Here is a 15,900-nt window from a genome sequence, read left to right on the forward strand (position 1 = left end):
ATGACGATGGCGTTAACCGAAGTAAGCAATCCGCTGACCGACACTGTCCTCGACCGCGACGATCGCCCGTCGATTCGCGCGATCGAGGGACATGTCGTCGCGTCTGAGGCGCGTGCGCCACAACTGGCGGGCACGCGCGCTGGCTGGCCTATGCGACTCGCCTACTTGGCGGGCGATGTTCTGGCGATCGCCGCCGCCATCGCAGTCTGCTCTTTGACCGCCAACCTGGCCCGCGGATTCGCCTGGAGCGCCGTTCCGCTGGTCGAAGTAAAACTCTTTGCGCTACTAACGCTCGGTCTCGTCGCCGTCGCGGCGACGGGCCGAACCTACGCCCCCATTCCGCCACGCCCCGTACGTCAGTTCCGCGGCTGGGTGCTAGGCTCGCTCGCGGTGTGCGGCAGCCTCATGGCCGTCGCATGGCTGCTCGGTGGGGCGTCGCCGGTCGCCTGCCTCGCGCTGGCCGTGGCCACCGTGCTCGCCATCGTCCTCGCGTCCTTCAATCGAGCCGTCTGCCGCATGCGCTTCGGGCGATCTTTCTGGTGGGGCACGCGAATCATCGTCGTCGGCGGCGACGCCCTCGCCACCGAGGTGCTGGCCAACCTGCAGCGCGAGCCCCAGTGGGGTCTGCGACCGGTGGGGTACGTTCGCGAATCCGCGCCCTACGACGGCGCTGCGGCCCCCGAAGGCTGCCTGGGCGCCATCAATCGCTTGCACGACGTCGCCGCTGAACTGAACGTCGATCGCGCGCTGGTCACCGCCGCGTCGTTCGACTCCGACGAACTTGCCGAACTACTCGCCTGCGCGCGAGGCCAGATCCAACACTGGATTATCTTGCCGTCGCTCGAACGCTTTCCCAGCATGTGGCTCGAAGAATGCGAAGCGGCTCGTCTGCCCGCGCTGGCCGTCTCGAATCGCCTTGCCAGCGAGCCGTCGCGGCGCATCAAACGCACGTTCGATGTGTTCGTCACGCTATGCTGCGGCCTGCTCGCGCTACCGCTGCTCGCCGCGATCGCGCTGGTGGTGCGAATCACCTCCGCTGGCCCCGTTTTCTATGGCCAGGAACGCATCGGCTACCGCGGGCGGCGCTTCAAGGCGTGGAAGTTTCGCACGATGGTCGAAAACGCCGACGAAGTTCTCGCCAAGTGCCTCGCCGAGAATCCCGCACTCGCCCAGGAATGGTACGACAACCAAAAACTCAAGCGCGATCCGCGCGTCACCTGGATCGGCCGTTGGATGCGGGTCGTCAGCCTCGACGAACTCCCGCAGATCTGGAACGTGCTCATTGGCGACATGAGCCTCGTCGGCCCGCGTCCTATCGTGACCAACGAAATTGAAAAGTACGCCGATCGCTACGACTACTACGTGCAAGTACTGCCCGGCATCACCGGCCTGTGGCAAGTCTCCGGCCGCAACAACACCACCTACGCCGAGCGCGTCGACCTCGACGCCTACTACGTGCTCAACTGGTCGGTTTGGCTCGACCTCTACATCCTGGCCAGCACCGTGAAGGTGGTGGTGCTGGGCGAAGGGGCCTATTAGTTGTCGTCATCGTCGCCTCAAGACCATCTGCCGTCGCGACGGCAAGCTGTGTGGGCCGTCGCCTGGCGGGTCGTGGGCATTGTTACGACCTTCGCGGCCAACATTCTCGCGGCGCGGCTGCTTGGCCCCGCCGAATTCGGCTCCTACCTGCTGGTCGTCACGATCGTCGTCCTCGGCGCGCTCGTCGGCATGGCCGGTCTTAACGAGGCTGGCCTGCGATTCATCGCCTCCAGCCTGGCGCACAACGACCGCAAGCTCGCTCAAGCCTACCTCCGCCGTACGTTCGCCACCGTCGCCCTCGTCGCCTCGCTGGCGGCCATCGCCACCGCGGCCGGCGTGCTGCTGTTCAACCTCAACACAGCGTGGTTCCATCAGCCTGTGCTGCTGGCGACCCTTGCCGCCGCCGGCGTCTTCGTCCTGGCCTGGCAACAAATCGCCGCCGAATCGCTGCGCGGCTACGGCCGCTTGCAGTCAGCCAGCCTCTTCTCCGGCGGCCAAACGGGCGGCCCCGTAAGCAACCTGCTATTGCTCGCCGGACTCAGCGCCGTCGCGCTCACCGCTACCCGGCTCGACGCCACCGTGGCCCTCGCGCTCACGGTCGGCTCGGTCGCCGTCACCGTTCCCTGGTCGCTGCGAAAGGCATGGCAAGCCAGCCGCACCGGCGATTCGCCCGACGCGTCGCCCGTTGAATCCCTGGCGCCCGCGCACCGGCAAGAACTGCTGGCCGTAGGCGGCGTACTCTTGCTCAACCAGGTCTTGGCGTTCGGAAGCCAGCAGCTTGATATCTGGCTCGGCGGAGCCTTCCTCGAGCCCGACGCCCTCGGCCTCTACGGCGCCGCCAAGCGCAGCCTGCTGCTCGCGGCCATGCCGATCCAAATGGCCATGATGGTCGTCATGGCGTCGGTGCCGCGATTGCATGCCCAGGGCCGCACCCAAGAGTTAGAACGCACCGTCCGCCGCGCCGCCAACTACGCCGCCGTGCCCGCGTTGGCGGCCATCGCACTACTGGCGCTGTTCCCCGAAACCATGCTGCACCTGGCCTTCGGCGGTTCATACGCCGGCGCCGCGTCTACCGTGCTCGTGCTCACCTTGGGCTACCTTGTGCTGGTAATCTCCGGCAATCCGCCCTACGTCCTCACGATGACCGGTCGCCATCGCACGGTGGCCATGGTCAACCTCGCCGCGGCGGTCGTGCTGCTAGTGGTCGGTTCGCTCGGCGCCCACTGGTACGGGGCCCCCGGTCTGGCCGCCGGCTCCGCGGCGAGCTGCGCACTGCAGAACGGTCTGCTGTGGTGGTTCGCGCGGCGCCACGTGGGAGTCTTCACTCATGTGTCGCTGCCTCGCCGAACGGCAACTGCCAAGACTTCGCCGTCGCGCATCACCCTCGATCCCGACTTGAACTCCGCCACCGCGCCCGAAGCCTAACGGCAAGCAACCTGCTTACGATCCTTCCTATGCTGCAACAAATCCGTCGCCTCTGGTGGTTAGACCCCGCATGGCCCTTCGCCATGATCGTGGGCTCGACGATCGTCGCGGCGTATTTCCAGTCGGAAGCCGCCTATCAACTTTATCGCACGCCCAAGTATGTCCAAGGCTGGCATCTGCTGCTCGCCGCAGGGGCGATTATTGCATTCGTACTCGGGTCGCGCCTGGCGACGGCCACGGGCCAAATCCCGCAACCCACGCCGCCCGCCGGCAACCGCATCATTGCCCGCTGGTTCTACGTCACGCTCGCCCTGACCGCGTTCGGCTACGTCTCGTGGTTGGCGGTCGGCGTGAAGAACGGATTCTCGTTCTCGATGTTCATCGAGCTCCTGACGACGGACGATCCCGAACTGGCCGACTGGATTCGCCAAGAACTGTTCACCACCGTTCCAGGCGTCACCACCTGTACGCAGTTTGGCGTGCCCGCGCTGGCCCTGGGCCTGTGGCTCTATTTCCAAGGCCGCAAGAGCGTCCTGTGGCCGCTAGTCATGCTGGTGATCGTGGCCACCGTGCGGTCCGTCCTGTTCAGCGAGCGCACCGCGATTATCGAAATGCTCGCGCCGGCCGTCCTCATTGTGCTGCGGCTTGCGGTTCTTGGCCGCGCGTGGCCGCGATGGTGCGGCGTCGCGTTGCGCTCAGCTCCGCTCGTGGCGCCGCTCGCCTTGGTGCTGTTCTTCGGCGGGTTCGAATACTTCCGCTCGTGGCGGTTCTACCACACGCAGTTCGATTCGTACCCAGCGTTCGTCACCTGGCGGCTCTCGGGCTACTACACCACCGCGCACAACAACGGCGCCATGGCGCTGGAAACCGACGCCCCGCGCGTCCTTCCTTACAACACGCTGCGACCGTTTTGGCTCTTTCCCGGCGTGTCGAAGTCCCCCTTCGCGTACGACAAGCTCACCGGCCACGACGCCGAGGCCGACCACCTACGCATGCTCAAACGCTACGGAAACTTCGAACTCAACAACGAGGGCGGCCTGTTTCAACCCACGCTCGACTACGGCATCGCCGGAGGACTGCTGTTCTGGCTCGCGTACGGATTTCTGGCAGGGCGCATGTATTGCAGCTTTCAAGTCGGCACCATCGCGGGGCTCAGCATCTATCCCCTCATCTACCTGTCGATTCTGGAAGTGCCTCTGGTGTTGTTCCTGTGCTATTCGCGCATTTTCCCAGCGTTCGTCGTTCTCACGTACATCGCCTGGACGACGCGACCCCGCGACGACTCCGCCCCGAGCCCGCAGCCGCAAGGCGGAGAATTGGCGGGGGCCGTATGAGCATTGCCCTCGAACGCCCCGTCGTCGACCGACCGCCGTCTAGCCCCCGCCCGCTGCGCGTGCTGCTCGTAACGCAAGCCTCGGGCGGCGGCGTGGGCCGCCACTTTCTCGATCTCGCCCAAGAACTAGCGGCCGAAGGCGTCGACGTCACAGGCATCTACGCACCGCGAAAACTCGATACGCTCTTCCGCACACGCCTTGCCGCCGGCAACTTGCCCCCGATGCACCAGATCACGATGCGACGGGCCATTCACCCGCTCGATGCAGCCGATCTGTGGCAATTGACGCAACTCACCCGTCGCCTGGGGCCCTTCGATTTAATCCATGGCCATAGCTCCAAAGGCGGCGCGCTGGCGCGACTGGCAGCTAGTCGGTTGGGAATCCCCAGCGTCTACACGTCGCACGCGATCGTCACGCTCGACCCCACGCTGCCCGCCTGGCAGCGTCAAGTTTATGGCCGCATCGAGCGCTGGCTGGCCCGCCGCACCGGCGCCGTGATTGCCGTCTCCGACGACGAGGCGCAGCACATTGGCGAACTCGGCATCGACGCCCGCAAAGTGCACGTCGTTCCCAACGGCGTGCCGGCCATCAACTTTCCCGCCGCTGCCGAAGCGCGCTCGCGGTTGGGCATTGCCCCCGACGAAACGGTCATCGGATTCGTCGGCCGCTTCTCGCATCAAAAGGCGCCCGAGATTCTGCTCGACGCCTTTGCCGCGGCCTTTTCCGCAATGGCCAACGTGCGACTGGTGATGGTCGGCAGCGGTCCGCTCGACGCCGCGGTGCGGGCTCACGCCGATCGACTCAACCTCGGCTCTCGGGCGCTGCTGCTCGGCGACGTCGTCGCCACGGATGTCATGCCGGCGTTCGACGCATTCTGCCTGTCGAGTCGCTACGAGGCGATGCCCTACGTCTACCTGGAGGCGCTCGCCGCGGGACTGCCGATTGTTTCCACCCGCGTCGGCGGCGCCACGATGTGCGTCAAACCCGACGAAAACGGCTGGCTCGTCCCGCCAGAGAATGTCGCCGCGCTGTCCGCCGCATTGCAATCGCTGGTGAACGATCCCGCGCTTCGCGCCCGCTTTGCCGCCGCGTCGGCTCGCTTGGCGGCCGACTATTCCGCCACGCAAATGGTGCGTCAGACGCTGCAAGTCTACGATCGAGTGCTGTCGGAACATTCCGACGCCGCCCGGCGTCCGAACTTCTCGCGTTTGGAGTAACGCCCATGTCCATCGCCGTCTCGTCGCCTCCGTTGCACGCGGATGACTCTAGCTGCGCCCCCACGGCGTCGCTAAGCCTCGTCCCCGCGCGCTGCTGCCTGTGCGAGGACGACGACGCCGAACCCGTGGCCGTCGGCGAGGACTTTGAATACCGCACCAGCCCCGACTCGTTTCTCGCGATGCGTTGCCGCGGATGCGGACTGATCTATCTGAAGACTCGCCCCGCGATGAGCGAGTTGTCGCGAATTTATCCGCCGAGCTACCACGCCTTCGATTTCTCGCCCGAGCGATTTGGCCTGATCTACAAGATTCGCCGACGGCTGGAAGCGCGACGCGCCTTGTCTTGTTGTCGCGGGCTGCCCGTCGATGCTCGCATCATCGACGTCGGTTGCGGCGATGGCTTTCATCTCAAGCTGCTGCGCGACTTCGGCAAGCCGACCTGGACCCTCGAAGGGGTCGACCTCAGTCCCGCCGCGGTCGCCTGCGCCCGGCAAGCTGGGTTAACCGTGCACGAGGGAAAGGCCGAAACGCTCCATCTGCCTCAAGCGGCCTACGACCTGGTATTGCTCATCCAAACGGTCGAACATATCGAAAGCCCGCCCGAAACGCTCGCTGCCGTTCGCCGGCTGCTGCGCCCGGGCGGCCGCGTCGTCATCGTCACCGATAACACGCGCTCGCTCGACTGCAAAATCTTCGGCGGCCGGCATTGGGGCGGTTACCATTTTCCCCGGCACTGGAATCTCTTCAATCGCGACGCCATGCGGCGGCTGGCGGATAAGGCCGATTTGGAAGTCGTCCACATCGGCACGCAAGTCAGTCCCGTGAACTGGGTCTACTCTCTGCGCAACCTGCTGGTCGATTGGGGCGCGCCGCGGTGGCTCTACCAACGATTCAGCCTCCAATCTACCGTCGCCTTGTCGGTCTTCACCTTGCTAGACAATGGCCTGCGGCTCATCGGCCGGGGCGCCTTGTTGCGCGCCATCCTACAGCGACCACGCTGATCTCGGCGGAACACTTCTCATGACCTCCTCATCAACTCAAGCGCCGGTGGCCATCGTGGGCGGCGGCCTCGCCGGCCTTACCGCGGCCAGCTATCTGCGACGGCACGGCATTGCCGTGCGATTATTCGAAGCCGGGCCGCGAATTGCCGGCTTGGCCCAGAGCTTTCAAGACGCCGACGGCTTCACCTACGACTTCGGCGCCCACTTCATCACCAATCGCCTGGCGGCGGCGTTAAGCATTGGCGCCCTCTGCCGCGATGTTCACCTGTACGGCGAATCGGTCCTGCTCGGCGCCCGCGTCCGCAACTATCCGTTCGGATTGCTGAGTAATCCGCGGCTGGTCGCTAGCGCCGCGGCAAAGCGATTGCAATTCTGGAACCGCAAGCCCGCGCAATCCGCTGCCCAGTGGTTTGCCGACAAGTATGGTCCCGCGCTCGCGGCAGAGGTGGCGAACCCGCTCGCCGAAGCCTGGTCGGGCCTGCCCGCCACGGAGTTAAGCCCCGCCGCCGCCGATAGCATTCCCGGCAGCATCGCCGAGACGCTCATGCTCAAGGCGATGGGCAGGTTCACGCATCGCGCCGTCGCCATCGGCTACAGCCGCGAGGTTCCGCCCAGTCCAAACGTATGGCACGTTTACCCAGAAGGCGGTCTCGGCCTGTTGTGCCAGCATCTGGCCAGTGAACTGGCCGACGTGATTGAATTAGAATCGCCCGTCGAAGCGATCGAGGTCGAGAACAATCGTGCGATTTCCGTGCAAGTTCGCGGGCAGCGGCATCCGGCGGCAGCGGTCGTCAGCACGGCGCCCTGTCACATTCTCGCCAAGCTGGTTCGGGGCTCCGACTCGCTTCAATATCTTTCGCAATTTCGCTACCGTCCGATGGTCTTCGTCAACCTGCGGATGGAAGGCCGTGGCCTGTGTCCCGACGTGGTGCTTTGGACGCCGGAAAAACGATTCCCCTTCTTTCGCCTGACTGAGACGCCCCTGTGCATGCCGTGGTTGGCGCCCGCCGGCAAGACGCTACTGACGGTTGATATCGGCTGCCAGGTCGGCGACCCGACCTGGACCATGCCCGACGAACAACTCGGCGAATTTTGCATCGAACAGCTAAAGCCCATCGTTCCCGACGCCCGCCAGCGCTACCTGGGCTGCCGCGTGTTACGCACGCCGGTGGCGTACCCCGTGTTCGCCCGTGCTTACGAAAGCGATCGTCAACGATTCGCCGCCGGGCAGGAAATCCACGGTCTCTACAGCGTGGGCCGCAACGCCGAGTTCTCGCACATCTTTATGGAAGACGTTTATTGGCGAACGCTCAAGAAAATGCGCCGCCTGCGGCAATCGCTTGCGCTCGCCCAGGACGCTGAGACTCCTATTGAACCGACCCGAGAGGCGGCGTGCACCTAATGACCGCTGTTCGTGCGTTGCTCGTGATCGGCACTCGTCCCGAAGCCATTAAGATGGCTCCCGTCGTGCAAGCCTGCCGTCGCTCAGCGAGCGGCGTCGAACCCATCGTCTGCTTCACCGGCCAGCACGCCCAAATGCTGGCGCAGGTCGCCGATTATTTCGGGATCGTCCCTGATGTCGATTTGAACCTCATGCGTCTCAACCAAACGCTTTCAGGCCTCACGGCCCGAGCGTTGGAAGGCCTCGATGAAGCAATCGGTCGCTACCGACCAGATTGCGTGGTAGGGCAGGGCGACACCACCTCGGTGTTAGCCGCGTCGATGGCCGCGTTTTACCATCGCCTGCCGTTCGTCCACGTCGAGGCCGGCCTCCGCACCGGCGACATTCAATCGCCGTGGCCGGAGGAATTCAATCGACGCGTCACCGGGCTGACCGCCGCGTTGCACTGCGCCCCCACCGACCGTGCCGCGCAAAACTTGCTCGCCGAGCGCATTCCGCCGCAGACCGTAGTCGTCACAGGCAATACGGTGATCGATGCACTACTCTGGGCCGTTCATCACGAACGGCAGCGCGACGCCGTTTGGCGCGACAAGTACGCCATCCTCGGCGACCGCCGTATGGTGCTGGTCACCGGCCATCGACGCGAGAATTTCGGCGACAACTTCGACGCCATGTGCGACGCGATCAAGGCGCTGTCATTGCGATTTGGCGACGTCGAATTCGTGTACCCAGTGCACCTCAATCCCAACGCTCGCGAACCGGCGTTCCGTATTTTGGACGGCCTGGCGAATGTTCACCTGATCGACCCGGCACCGTACCCGGAATTCGTCTGGCTCATGGACCGGTCGCACCTGATCCTCACCGACTCGGGCGGCGTGCAGGAAGAGGCCCCGACGCTCAAAAAGCCAGTACTGGTCATGCGCGAATCGACGGAACGGCAAGAAGCCGTCGATGCCGGAGTGGCGCGATTGGTCGGCGCCTCCAAAGCGGCCATCATCTGCGAGGTCGCCTCGCTGCTGACCGACGCCGCCGCCTACGCCCGCTGCCAGGCAAATACGAACCCCTACGGCGATGGCCACGCGGCGGAGCGAATCGTCACCCTCATCCACGCCCGCCGTTGGCACGCGGCAGCGACTTGAGAATTAGCTGGTCTCATTGATCCGGTTTGAGTTCGGCGGATCAGTGGATCAAGGAGGGGGAAGAACGCGGTCAAGTGGACGAAGCTCTCCTGCCGCACGTTCACGGACAACCAAGCCCGCTGGCAGCTCTTCGCGTTGGCGCACAACCTGGGCAACTTCCTGCGTCGACTAGCCTTGCCCCGTGATGTGAAGCACTGGTCGCTGACGACCCTGCGTGAGAAGCTGATCAAGATCGGGGCCAAGGTGACGCGGCACGCGAAGTACATGACCTTCCAACTGGCCGAAGAGGCTGTGACGCGGAACTTGTTCGCCGCGATTCTCGCCCGCATGGCGCGGCTGGCAAACCCACCGCCGCTGGTCAGATGACGTGACGCGAGAATGGATCAAAGTGCGAACAACCCGGCCGGTCACGGAGAAGGTCTGCGCGGAACCCGCGTTGGCCGCCGGAAAACGCAGCGGCGGCCACCGTTCCCAACTCACGGAGCCGCGCGAAGCGGACGGGCCATGGAAAATCTCAACAGAATTTGCTCGCGGTTGCCGCGGGGGTGCAGCGCGTCAAAATGGGCGACATCCCGAGGTTGGAGCGATTTCAGGCCCAATCCGTTTGGGAGATGTCGGCTTACGCGGCGCAATTTTGACAACGCGGCGTCCTGGGACTATGCTCGGCGGTCAACAACGGGCGGCGAAATCCAATTCTTTTTCCCCGCACGCGGGCGCCGTCAAACTCACCTCTCTCTTTAGTTGCAGGAGACGCTCGATGTTCTCGGCCCGGGATCGTTCGCTGCGTGGACGTCGTGCTGGCCGGAGGCCGTGCGAGTCGACGACTGGAGGGAGTCTGCGCTCGCACCGCGGGGGCTTCACCCTCGTCGAACTGCTGGTCGTGATCGCGATCATCGGCGTCCTGGTGGGGCTGCTGCTGCCGGCGGTGCAGGCGGCGCGCGAATCGGCGCGGCGCGCACAGTGCCTCAACAATCTGAAGCAGATTGGCTTGGCGATGCAGAACTTCCATAGCGCGATCGGACAGTTTCCGCATGGCGCCTACACCGATCAGGCCCCGATCGGAAAAGCGACCGAGGAATCCTGGGGAAGCGCCTGGACCGTGTTTATTCTTCCCTATTTTGAACAAGGGGCGCTGCACGATCGCATGTTGTTCGGGGAAGATGCGAAAGGCGCCCCGACCAATAACGGTTCGGGGTGGCAGAACGGATACAACTACGCCGTCGTCGGAGCCGTTCGCATTACGGCGTATCAATGTCCTTCGTCGATGATGCTGCAACGTCCGACGATCGGCAATCCAAGTTTTGAGCCTCCCAATATGTCTCCCAATATCATGACGAACCACTATGCGGGAATCTCGGGGTTTGCGGTGCCTCAGATCGGGGCACAAGAGTTCGACCTGATTGGTTTCAACGAAGAGCGCAAAGCGCCGAGAGCACAGTTTGGAACGGCCAGCGCGGGGGGGTTGCTGTTCGCCGGCGGCCGGGTGTCGATCGCCAAGGTCACCGACGGCACAAGCAATACCATGATGGTGAGCGAGCAAAACGACTATCTGTTCGGAAGCAATGGCCAGGAGATCCCGGCGAGCACCGGACTTCCTTACGGCTGGCTCATCGGGGCGAATAAGAGTACGCCAGCCCGATTGGACCATCCGCTGGTCACTGGCGACTGGCGCGCCCATCAATGCACCACGATCCGCTATGCCATCAACCAGAAAGGCCCGTGGCCGTTTCGCAATGAATTTAGCCAGGCGAGCTCCGACAGTGCTGTCAACGGAGTGGGCGTCATTGGTACGAACAACCCGCTAACATCAGCTCATCCCGGCGGGGTGAACGCGTTGTTCGGCGACGGATCAATTCGCTTCCTGCAGGACGACGCCTCGCTCCGGACTCTCGCCGCTCTCGCGACTCGCGACGACGGCCAAGCGAATGTGGAAGGCAATTAAGATATGAACGCGAAAGTCATGACGGCATCTCGCGTCGCCGTTGCCTTGGTCGTCGCGACAGGTCTGATTGGCGGATGCCAGAAGGGTCCCCAAACCGCACCGATTGCCGGAGCAGTGACGCTCGACGGCGTTGCACTCGACGATGCAGTCATTGAGTTCGACTCGGGCGACGGCAGCGTTCCGACGTCGCTCAACATCGTTCGGGGAGCTTTCAGCGGGGGGGTCACTTTGGGAACCAAGACCGTCCGTATCTTCGCCATGCGCCCGGCAAGGAAGTCGAGGAGCGGGTTAGGGGCGACCGACGTTCAGAATCCGCTGGAGAACATTATTCCTCACCGTTACGGGTATGACAGTACGGTGACCGTCGCCATCGGCGCCGACGGCAATACGAACTTGAATTACCAGCTTGAGTCGAAATCGGAATCTCCCGGGAGCAAGTGAGACGCTCGAGAACATGCCGGTAACGGCGTCGCATGTGTGCGTGCTCTTGAGTCGCACAGGGCGGGTGGTTTAGTGAGCGTCGCGGATTGACGCGCAAACGTGGATTTGTGTTTATCAAGTTTCGAAGGACTCGCGCAGACTCACGAGCGAGATGTTTGATTCTTCCACTTCAGCAAGGATTCGCACCAGGTGAGGAAGCGACCTTCCAATTCGGTCGATGGCGGCGACGACTAGAACGTTGATCTTGCGCTGGCTGAGCTGCGTTCAGAGCAAAGACCAAGCAGGACGAGTGTCTGTCGAGCCGAACTCGCCGACGTCGATGAATTCGACCACCTGTTCCCAGCCACGCGCTCGCACATACTCGCGCAAGTCTCTGAGCTGGGCGTCAAGGCTCTGCTCGTCGGTCGAGACTCGGGCGTAGATCGCGACTTTAGGTTGGCGTGGCATCGACCGTTCACTCATCTGGGTGATGAAATGTTGGTTTTGGCTTGGTGAGACCTCGAAAAAAAACTTCCCGCTATTCGCAGCTGTCGCTAGACTACGGCCACGTTCACGGGCAAACTTTTCGATCCGCGCAATAGTGATCGGGCATCAGGTGGGTAACTCGAACCGCAATAGAGGGTGCTTGCCTTCATCGGGAGCCCTGTCGCAAATCTTCCAAGCTGCGTTGCAGGACCGTCCCGGCGCAGTTGACCAGCTGTTTGCAGTCTATCGTCCCTTACTGCTTTATCTGGCCCAGCGTCGATTGCGGGCAAGGCTACGGCCTAAGGCGGGAGCGTCTGACATCGTGCAATTAACTGAATGGAAAGCACGCGAATATTTCGCCGGGCAAGAGTTTGCAACCCGTCGAAATTTTCATGCGTGGCTATGCACCATTCTGGATAATCAACTGGCCACCATTGGTCGCCATTTTGTGATGGCAAAGAAGCGTGATGTGGCGCGAGAGTGCTCTCTTTCAAGTCCAGAGGCGAAAGATTGGCTGCACCGACTCTCAGCACGGGTCTCGGGGCGAGCGGACCAACTTCAGGCAGCAGAAGCATTGGAGGAGGTCATGCTCGTCTTTCAGACGCTGCCGCCTCACTATCAACTTGTCTTGCGTCTTCGGTATTTCGAGATGCTGAGTTTTCAAGCTATCGGCGAGCAGATTAATCGCCAAGGTGATGCGGCCCGCATGCTGCACAATCGTGCGATTGCTAGCTTGCGTGAGAAGCTCCATGCTTCGCAGAATGGTGAATCCTCTCGATCGTGATCGATGTTCCTCCTCGGACGGCTAGCTTCTAATGCCCGATTCACAACGCAATCCATCAGGCGATGCAACCACTCCTTCAGAGAAATGTGACCGCAATCAAGAAGCTATTCGACTAGCCCAGGAGAGCATTGATCGGCACTCCACAGCGTCACAGGACACGACTGATCCAGTCTCCGCTGAGGAGATCACGCGTTTGACCGCAGTGCTCGCTACTCTGGGGAGCGAGTCGCTAGTCCCACATGGATCAGCACGCGAGGGGGCGTTCCAGCTGGGACGATTTGAGATCTTAGCTGAGAGGGGAAAGGGCGGTTTCGGAATTGTTTTGCATGCGTTCGATCCCGATCTGGAGCGTGAAGTCGCTCTCAAGATTCCACGGCCCGAGAGACTATTAGACGGCGAAACGTCCGATGATATTCTTCGGGAGGCGCGCGTCGCGGCTCGGCTTGAGCATCCTGGGGTGGTGCCTGTCTATGAAGTAGGGCGATGGGGGCCTGTGTGGTACATCGCTGCCGCGTATTGCCCTGGCCCTAGCTTAGCGGATTGGCTCTACGAGCAGCGTTCCGCACTTCCCGCGAAACAGGCTGCATTGCTCGTCGCTCAGTTGGCCGATGCCGTCCACCACGCCCATTGTCGCGGCGTGCTCCACTTGGATCTGAAGCCAGACAACATCTTGCTGCAGAAAGAACCCCTCGAATCATCTGAATTGGTTCCGATGATTACCGACTTTGGCTTGTCTGGCTGGAGTCGAAGCGAAATCGGTAGGCCTGTCGTGCCACTGGGCGGCACGCCCTCGTACATGGCGCCGGAGCAGGTGAACCGCAACGTCAAAGACATTGGAGTCGCGACGGACATCTTTGCGCTGGGTGCAATCCTAGCGGACCTGCTGACTGGATTCGGAGATCAATCGGACGAGAGTTCCCTCGATCGGCGCCGCGACGCCATTGAATTACCGAGAGGCACGCCGGAAGATCTGTGTGCAGTAGTGCGAAAGTGTCTCGCGACGGTTCCGGCTGCGCGCTACGCGTCTGCTCGTGAGTTGGCCAACGAGTTGCATCGATTCCTGAACGGCGAGACGCTTCAAGTTCGGCAAGTAAGGTGGCCGACGGCGTGCGTTCGTTGGGCACGTCGCAAACCGGCTTTGGCATCATTGCTGTTTCTTCTCGCTGCTGCGATTGGCAGTGGCTTGACTACCTCCGGTATTCTATGGCTGCGGGCCGAACGCCACCTGACGCAGTTCCAACTGGAAGCTCTCCGGAGAGATGAGGCCGAACGACAAATCGAACGGAGCGTTCTTAACTTGGCTTGGGTGACGCAGAAGGGAAGGCTCAGCGGATCAAACGGTCCTGCGGACTCTCCGACAGACCTGTTGGCCTTGCAGTCGTTCCTTGCGGACGTGCAGGCATGGCGTCGCCTTTCGTCGGATTCACAAGTCGATCATATTGGGATTGAGGCGGCCAGGCACAGTTTGGTCCTCATCGACGCGGATTCTACGATTGACGAGCCAGGTTTTCAGCGATCGTATCGTGACGGTCTGGAGTGTTGGCAACAAGTTCTTGAACGGGAGCCTCATCAGCAGCAGTGGCGTCGTGCGCTGGTCGCCCATCTCCTGACCTACCAATTGCGCAGTGATCATCCCGATTGGCTGGCTTGGCGATCGCCAGAACATGGAGTTCGTCCCCATGTGGCGACATTAATTGAAGAGCCCTACGCCGCACTTCTCGTCGAACTGTCGGCGTTTCATCTCCAGAATCAGCGCCGTAACGAGCTGAGCTATTCGATGCTCGCCGCGGCGATTGGCATGTTGCAGGACGAGGCTGATAAGAATCATCCCTCAAAGCAACGCTTGTTGCTGCAAGCTCACAACCTCGCCGCTGAAGCCGCATCCTATGCCTCTCGTGAGGATCGTGTGCGAGCCCACCGCACAGCGGCTGACGCCATGATTGCCCAAATCAGCTCGCCGCAAGATTGCGATGATGGGTTGGCGAGGGAAGTTGCGAGGACGCTTGCTCAGCAGGCCCATGAAGTCGAGGCTACTGGTCAGCATGAGAATGCCATCACGCGCTTCGAGCAAGCGTTGACGTATCTTCGCCATGCTACGGATTCTGGCGCGTACGTGGATCGCGATTACCTGGAAATCGTCCGTCTCCACGGACGAGTAGGCCGTTGTCATCGCCAGCAGGGGCGCCTGGAAGACTCATTCCGGATCTTTGAACGAAGCCTTGACACTTTGAATCAAGCAATGGCTCGTGCGTCGAGGCCGCAGCGGGTGATGACGTTGCGTCGCGCCGTGATTCTTAGTCGTTATGGACGGAGCCTGCTCGATGGGGGCAGCGTCAGCGAGGCCGTCAAAACCCTTGAGGACTCGAAACGGGACTTTGCTGCAGCCGCTTTGCGACAAGCCGACTCCAAAGGAAGTTGGTTGGCGTCGATCCGCACCTTGCACGCGCTGGGCAAGCACTACGCTTCAACCGGTCGCTATGCAGCCAGTCGCAGAGCCTACGAAACGTCGCTGCGACAACTGGTGACGATGGGCTCGTTTACTCACCATCCGAGCGTTGCGTCGTTCAGGACGGTGGCCGAGGCGGCCATCAAGGAACTTGAAGAATCGCGGGTCAGCGCGGTCAACCATGGAAACGATGCGGCCGGGTAGCGGTGTGAGTATTCGCTGGCTGCACCCGCCTTGCGCCCTTGGCCCTGTTGAAGCCGCGACGATTCTTTTTAGGGACGGACGTCGTCGATAAAGCGAACAGAGTTGCTGGTTATCGGCTGATGCAATGCAATAGACCTACCTCCCTCTTATAAGAGCCCACTCCTGGAGCAAGAATCCCCCTGCTCGCCGATCCTGGCCGCTTGAGAAAGCTTCATCTCCCGGAGCTTCACGACGACCTCCGCCCCCTTCTTCAGCGCCGCTTGGCGATCCTGCTGCGCGTGGATCGCCTTGAGCATGGCCATCGCCTCCGGACGCTTCGATCGAGGGACCGACGAACCGACGCTTCGCTGCAAATGAACCATGCACCGCTGCCAATCGGCCTCCGGATAAAACTCACCGAGCCCCTCGAACAGACCGAGGCACTTATCGCCGGTGACGAGGCGAACCACACGCTACCGGCCGGTTCAAAAACCGTCGTTTTGTGACCCATGTTGGTGTCACTGACACCAAGTCTGTTCTTCCGCCACAACGTGCGTAGAGCAACGGTTCAATTCACCGTTG

Annotated in this window: 12 protein-coding genes and 3 pseudogenes; 12 read left to right on the forward strand and 3 right to left on the reverse strand. The window is 62.2% G+C overall.

Annotated elements, in window-relative coordinates; translation table 11 throughout:
- Window positions 1-6 precede the first annotated feature (6 nt).
- The 10 genes and pseudogenes from wbaP to I41_RS12660 all read left to right on the forward strand — a co-directional run bounded on the left by wbaP (window position 7) and on the right by I41_RS12660 (window position 11,440).
- Window positions 7-1,539 carry an undecaprenyl-phosphate galactose phosphotransferase WbaP gene (wbaP, locus tag I41_RS12615; protein WP_168206868.1) on the forward strand — a complete coding sequence of 511 codons (1,533 nt, stop codon included), beginning with the start codon at window positions 7-9 and terminating at the stop codon, window positions 1,537-1,539.
- Window positions 1,540-2,964: a lipopolysaccharide biosynthesis protein gene (locus tag I41_RS12620; protein WP_145433032.1), complete on the forward strand. Its 1,425-nt coding sequence runs from the start codon at window positions 1,540-1,542 to the stop codon at window positions 2,962-2,964.
- A gap of 29 nt (window positions 2,965-2,993) precedes the next feature.
- On the forward strand, window positions 2,994-4,298 hold the full coding sequence (locus tag I41_RS12625) for an oligosaccharide repeat unit polymerase (RefSeq protein WP_145433033.1): 1,305 nt from the start codon (window positions 2,994-2,996) through the stop codon (window positions 4,296-4,298).
- The gene (locus I41_RS12630) at window positions 4,295-5,515 is read left to right on the forward strand and encodes a glycosyltransferase family 4 protein (protein WP_145433034.1); all 1,221 of its coding nucleotides are present in this window, start codon (window positions 4,295-4,297) and stop codon (window positions 5,513-5,515) included. Before I41_RS12625 ends, I41_RS12630 begins: the two co-directional genes overlap by 4 nt.
- 5 nt (window positions 5,516-5,520) lie before the next feature.
- Window positions 5,521-6,516, forward strand: coding sequence for a class I SAM-dependent methyltransferase (locus I41_RS12635; protein WP_145433035.1), 996 nt, complete (start codon window positions 5,521-5,523; stop codon window positions 6,514-6,516).
- A gap of 19 nt (window positions 6,517-6,535) precedes the next feature.
- Window positions 6,536-7,918 carry a protoporphyrinogen/coproporphyrinogen oxidase gene (locus I41_RS12640; RefSeq protein ID WP_145433036.1) on the forward strand — a complete coding sequence of 461 codons (1,383 nt, stop codon included), beginning with the start codon at window positions 6,536-6,538 and terminating at the stop codon, window positions 7,916-7,918.
- Complete coding sequence (gene wecB, locus I41_RS12645) at window positions 7,918-9,057, forward strand: non-hydrolyzing UDP-N-acetylglucosamine 2-epimerase (RefSeq protein ID WP_145433037.1); 1,140 nt, start codon at window positions 7,918-7,920, stop codon at window positions 9,055-9,057. Before I41_RS12640 ends, wecB begins: the two co-directional genes overlap by 1 nt.
- A gap of 32 nt (window positions 9,058-9,089) precedes the next feature.
- A pseudogene (locus I41_RS12650) lies at window positions 9,090-9,423 on the forward strand (transposase); the annotation flags it as partial.
- A 391-nt stretch (window positions 9,424-9,814) separates the two neighbouring features.
- Window positions 9,815-10,999, forward strand: coding sequence for a DUF1559 domain-containing protein (locus I41_RS12655; RefSeq protein WP_168206869.1), 1,185 nt, complete (start codon window positions 9,815-9,817; stop codon window positions 10,997-10,999).
- A gap of 18 nt (window positions 11,000-11,017) precedes the next feature.
- Entirely contained in the window at window positions 11,018-11,440 is a 423-nt protein-coding gene (locus tag I41_RS12660; protein ID WP_145433040.1) for a hypothetical protein, read from the forward strand.
- 114 nt (window positions 11,441-11,554) lie between these two features.
- Here the strand turns inward: I41_RS12660 and I41_RS28595 are convergent.
- Both I41_RS28595 and I41_RS28600 read right to left on the reverse strand, forming a co-directional pair.
- Window positions 11,555-11,686: pseudogene (locus tag I41_RS28595) on the reverse strand (recombinase family protein); the annotation flags it as partial.
- An 18-nt stretch (window positions 11,687-11,704) separates the two neighbouring features.
- The gene (locus tag I41_RS28600) at window positions 11,705-11,887 is read right to left on the reverse strand and encodes a recombinase family protein (RefSeq protein ID WP_168206870.1); all 183 of its coding nucleotides are present in this window, start codon (window positions 11,885-11,887) and stop codon (window positions 11,705-11,707) included.
- Window positions 11,888-12,065: 178 nt separating this feature from the next.
- Here I41_RS28600 and I41_RS12675 point away from each other — a divergent pair, with 178 nt between their 5' ends.
- Window positions 12,066-12,689, forward strand: a complete 624-nt coding sequence (locus I41_RS12675; RefSeq protein ID WP_168206871.1) for a sigma-70 family RNA polymerase sigma factor — start codon at window positions 12,066-12,068, stop codon at window positions 12,687-12,689.
- A 31-nt stretch (window positions 12,690-12,720) separates the two neighbouring features.
- A complete protein-coding gene (locus I41_RS12680) occupies window positions 12,721-15,339 on the forward strand; it encodes a serine/threonine-protein kinase (protein WP_145433043.1) in 2,619 nt (872 codons plus the stop codon).
- A 176-nt stretch (window positions 15,340-15,515) separates the two neighbouring features.
- Here the strand turns inward: I41_RS12680 and I41_RS12685 are convergent.
- Window positions 15,516-15,785 (reverse strand): annotated as a pseudogene (locus I41_RS12685) (transposase); the annotation flags it as partial.
- Between the last annotated feature and the right edge of the window lie 115 nt (window positions 15,786-15,900).

The organism is Lacipirellula limnantheis (assembly GCF_007746075.1).
Classification (GTDB): Bacteria; Planctomycetota; Planctomycetia; order Pirellulales; family Lacipirellulaceae; genus Lacipirellula; species Lacipirellula limnantheis.

Coding starts and splice junctions, on each gene's coding strand:
- wbaP (WP_168206868.1), top strand. CDS start 7: ATGGCGTTAACCGAAGTAAGCAATCCGCTGACCGACACTGTCCTCGAC.
- I41_RS12625 (WP_145433033.1), top strand. CDS start 2,994: ATGCTGCAACAAATCCGTCGCCTCTGGTGGTTAGACCCCGCATGGCCC.
- I41_RS12630 (WP_145433034.1), top strand. CDS start 4,295: ATGAGCATTGCCCTCGAACGCCCCGTCGTCGACCGACCGCCGTCTAGC.
- I41_RS12635 (WP_145433035.1), top strand. CDS start 5,521: ATGTCCATCGCCGTCTCGTCGCCTCCGTTGCACGCGGATGACTCTAGC.
- I41_RS12640 (WP_145433036.1), top strand. CDS start 6,536: ATGACCTCCTCATCAACTCAAGCGCCGGTGGCCATCGTGGGCGGCGGC.
- wecB (WP_145433037.1), top strand. CDS start 7,918: ATGACCGCTGTTCGTGCGTTGCTCGTGATCGGCACTCGTCCCGAAGCC.
- I41_RS12655 (WP_168206869.1), top strand. CDS start 9,815: ATGTTCTCGGCCCGGGATCGTTCGCTGCGTGGACGTCGTGCTGGCCGG.
- I41_RS12660 (WP_145433040.1), top strand. CDS start 11,018: ATGACGGCATCTCGCGTCGCCGTTGCCTTGGTCGTCGCGACAGGTCTG.
- I41_RS28600 (WP_168206870.1), bottom strand. CDS start 11,887: ATGCCACGCCAACCTAAAGTCGCGATCTACGCCCGAGTCTCGACCGAC.
- I41_RS12680 (WP_145433043.1), top strand. CDS start 12,721: ATGCCCGATTCACAACGCAATCCATCAGGCGATGCAACCACTCCTTCA.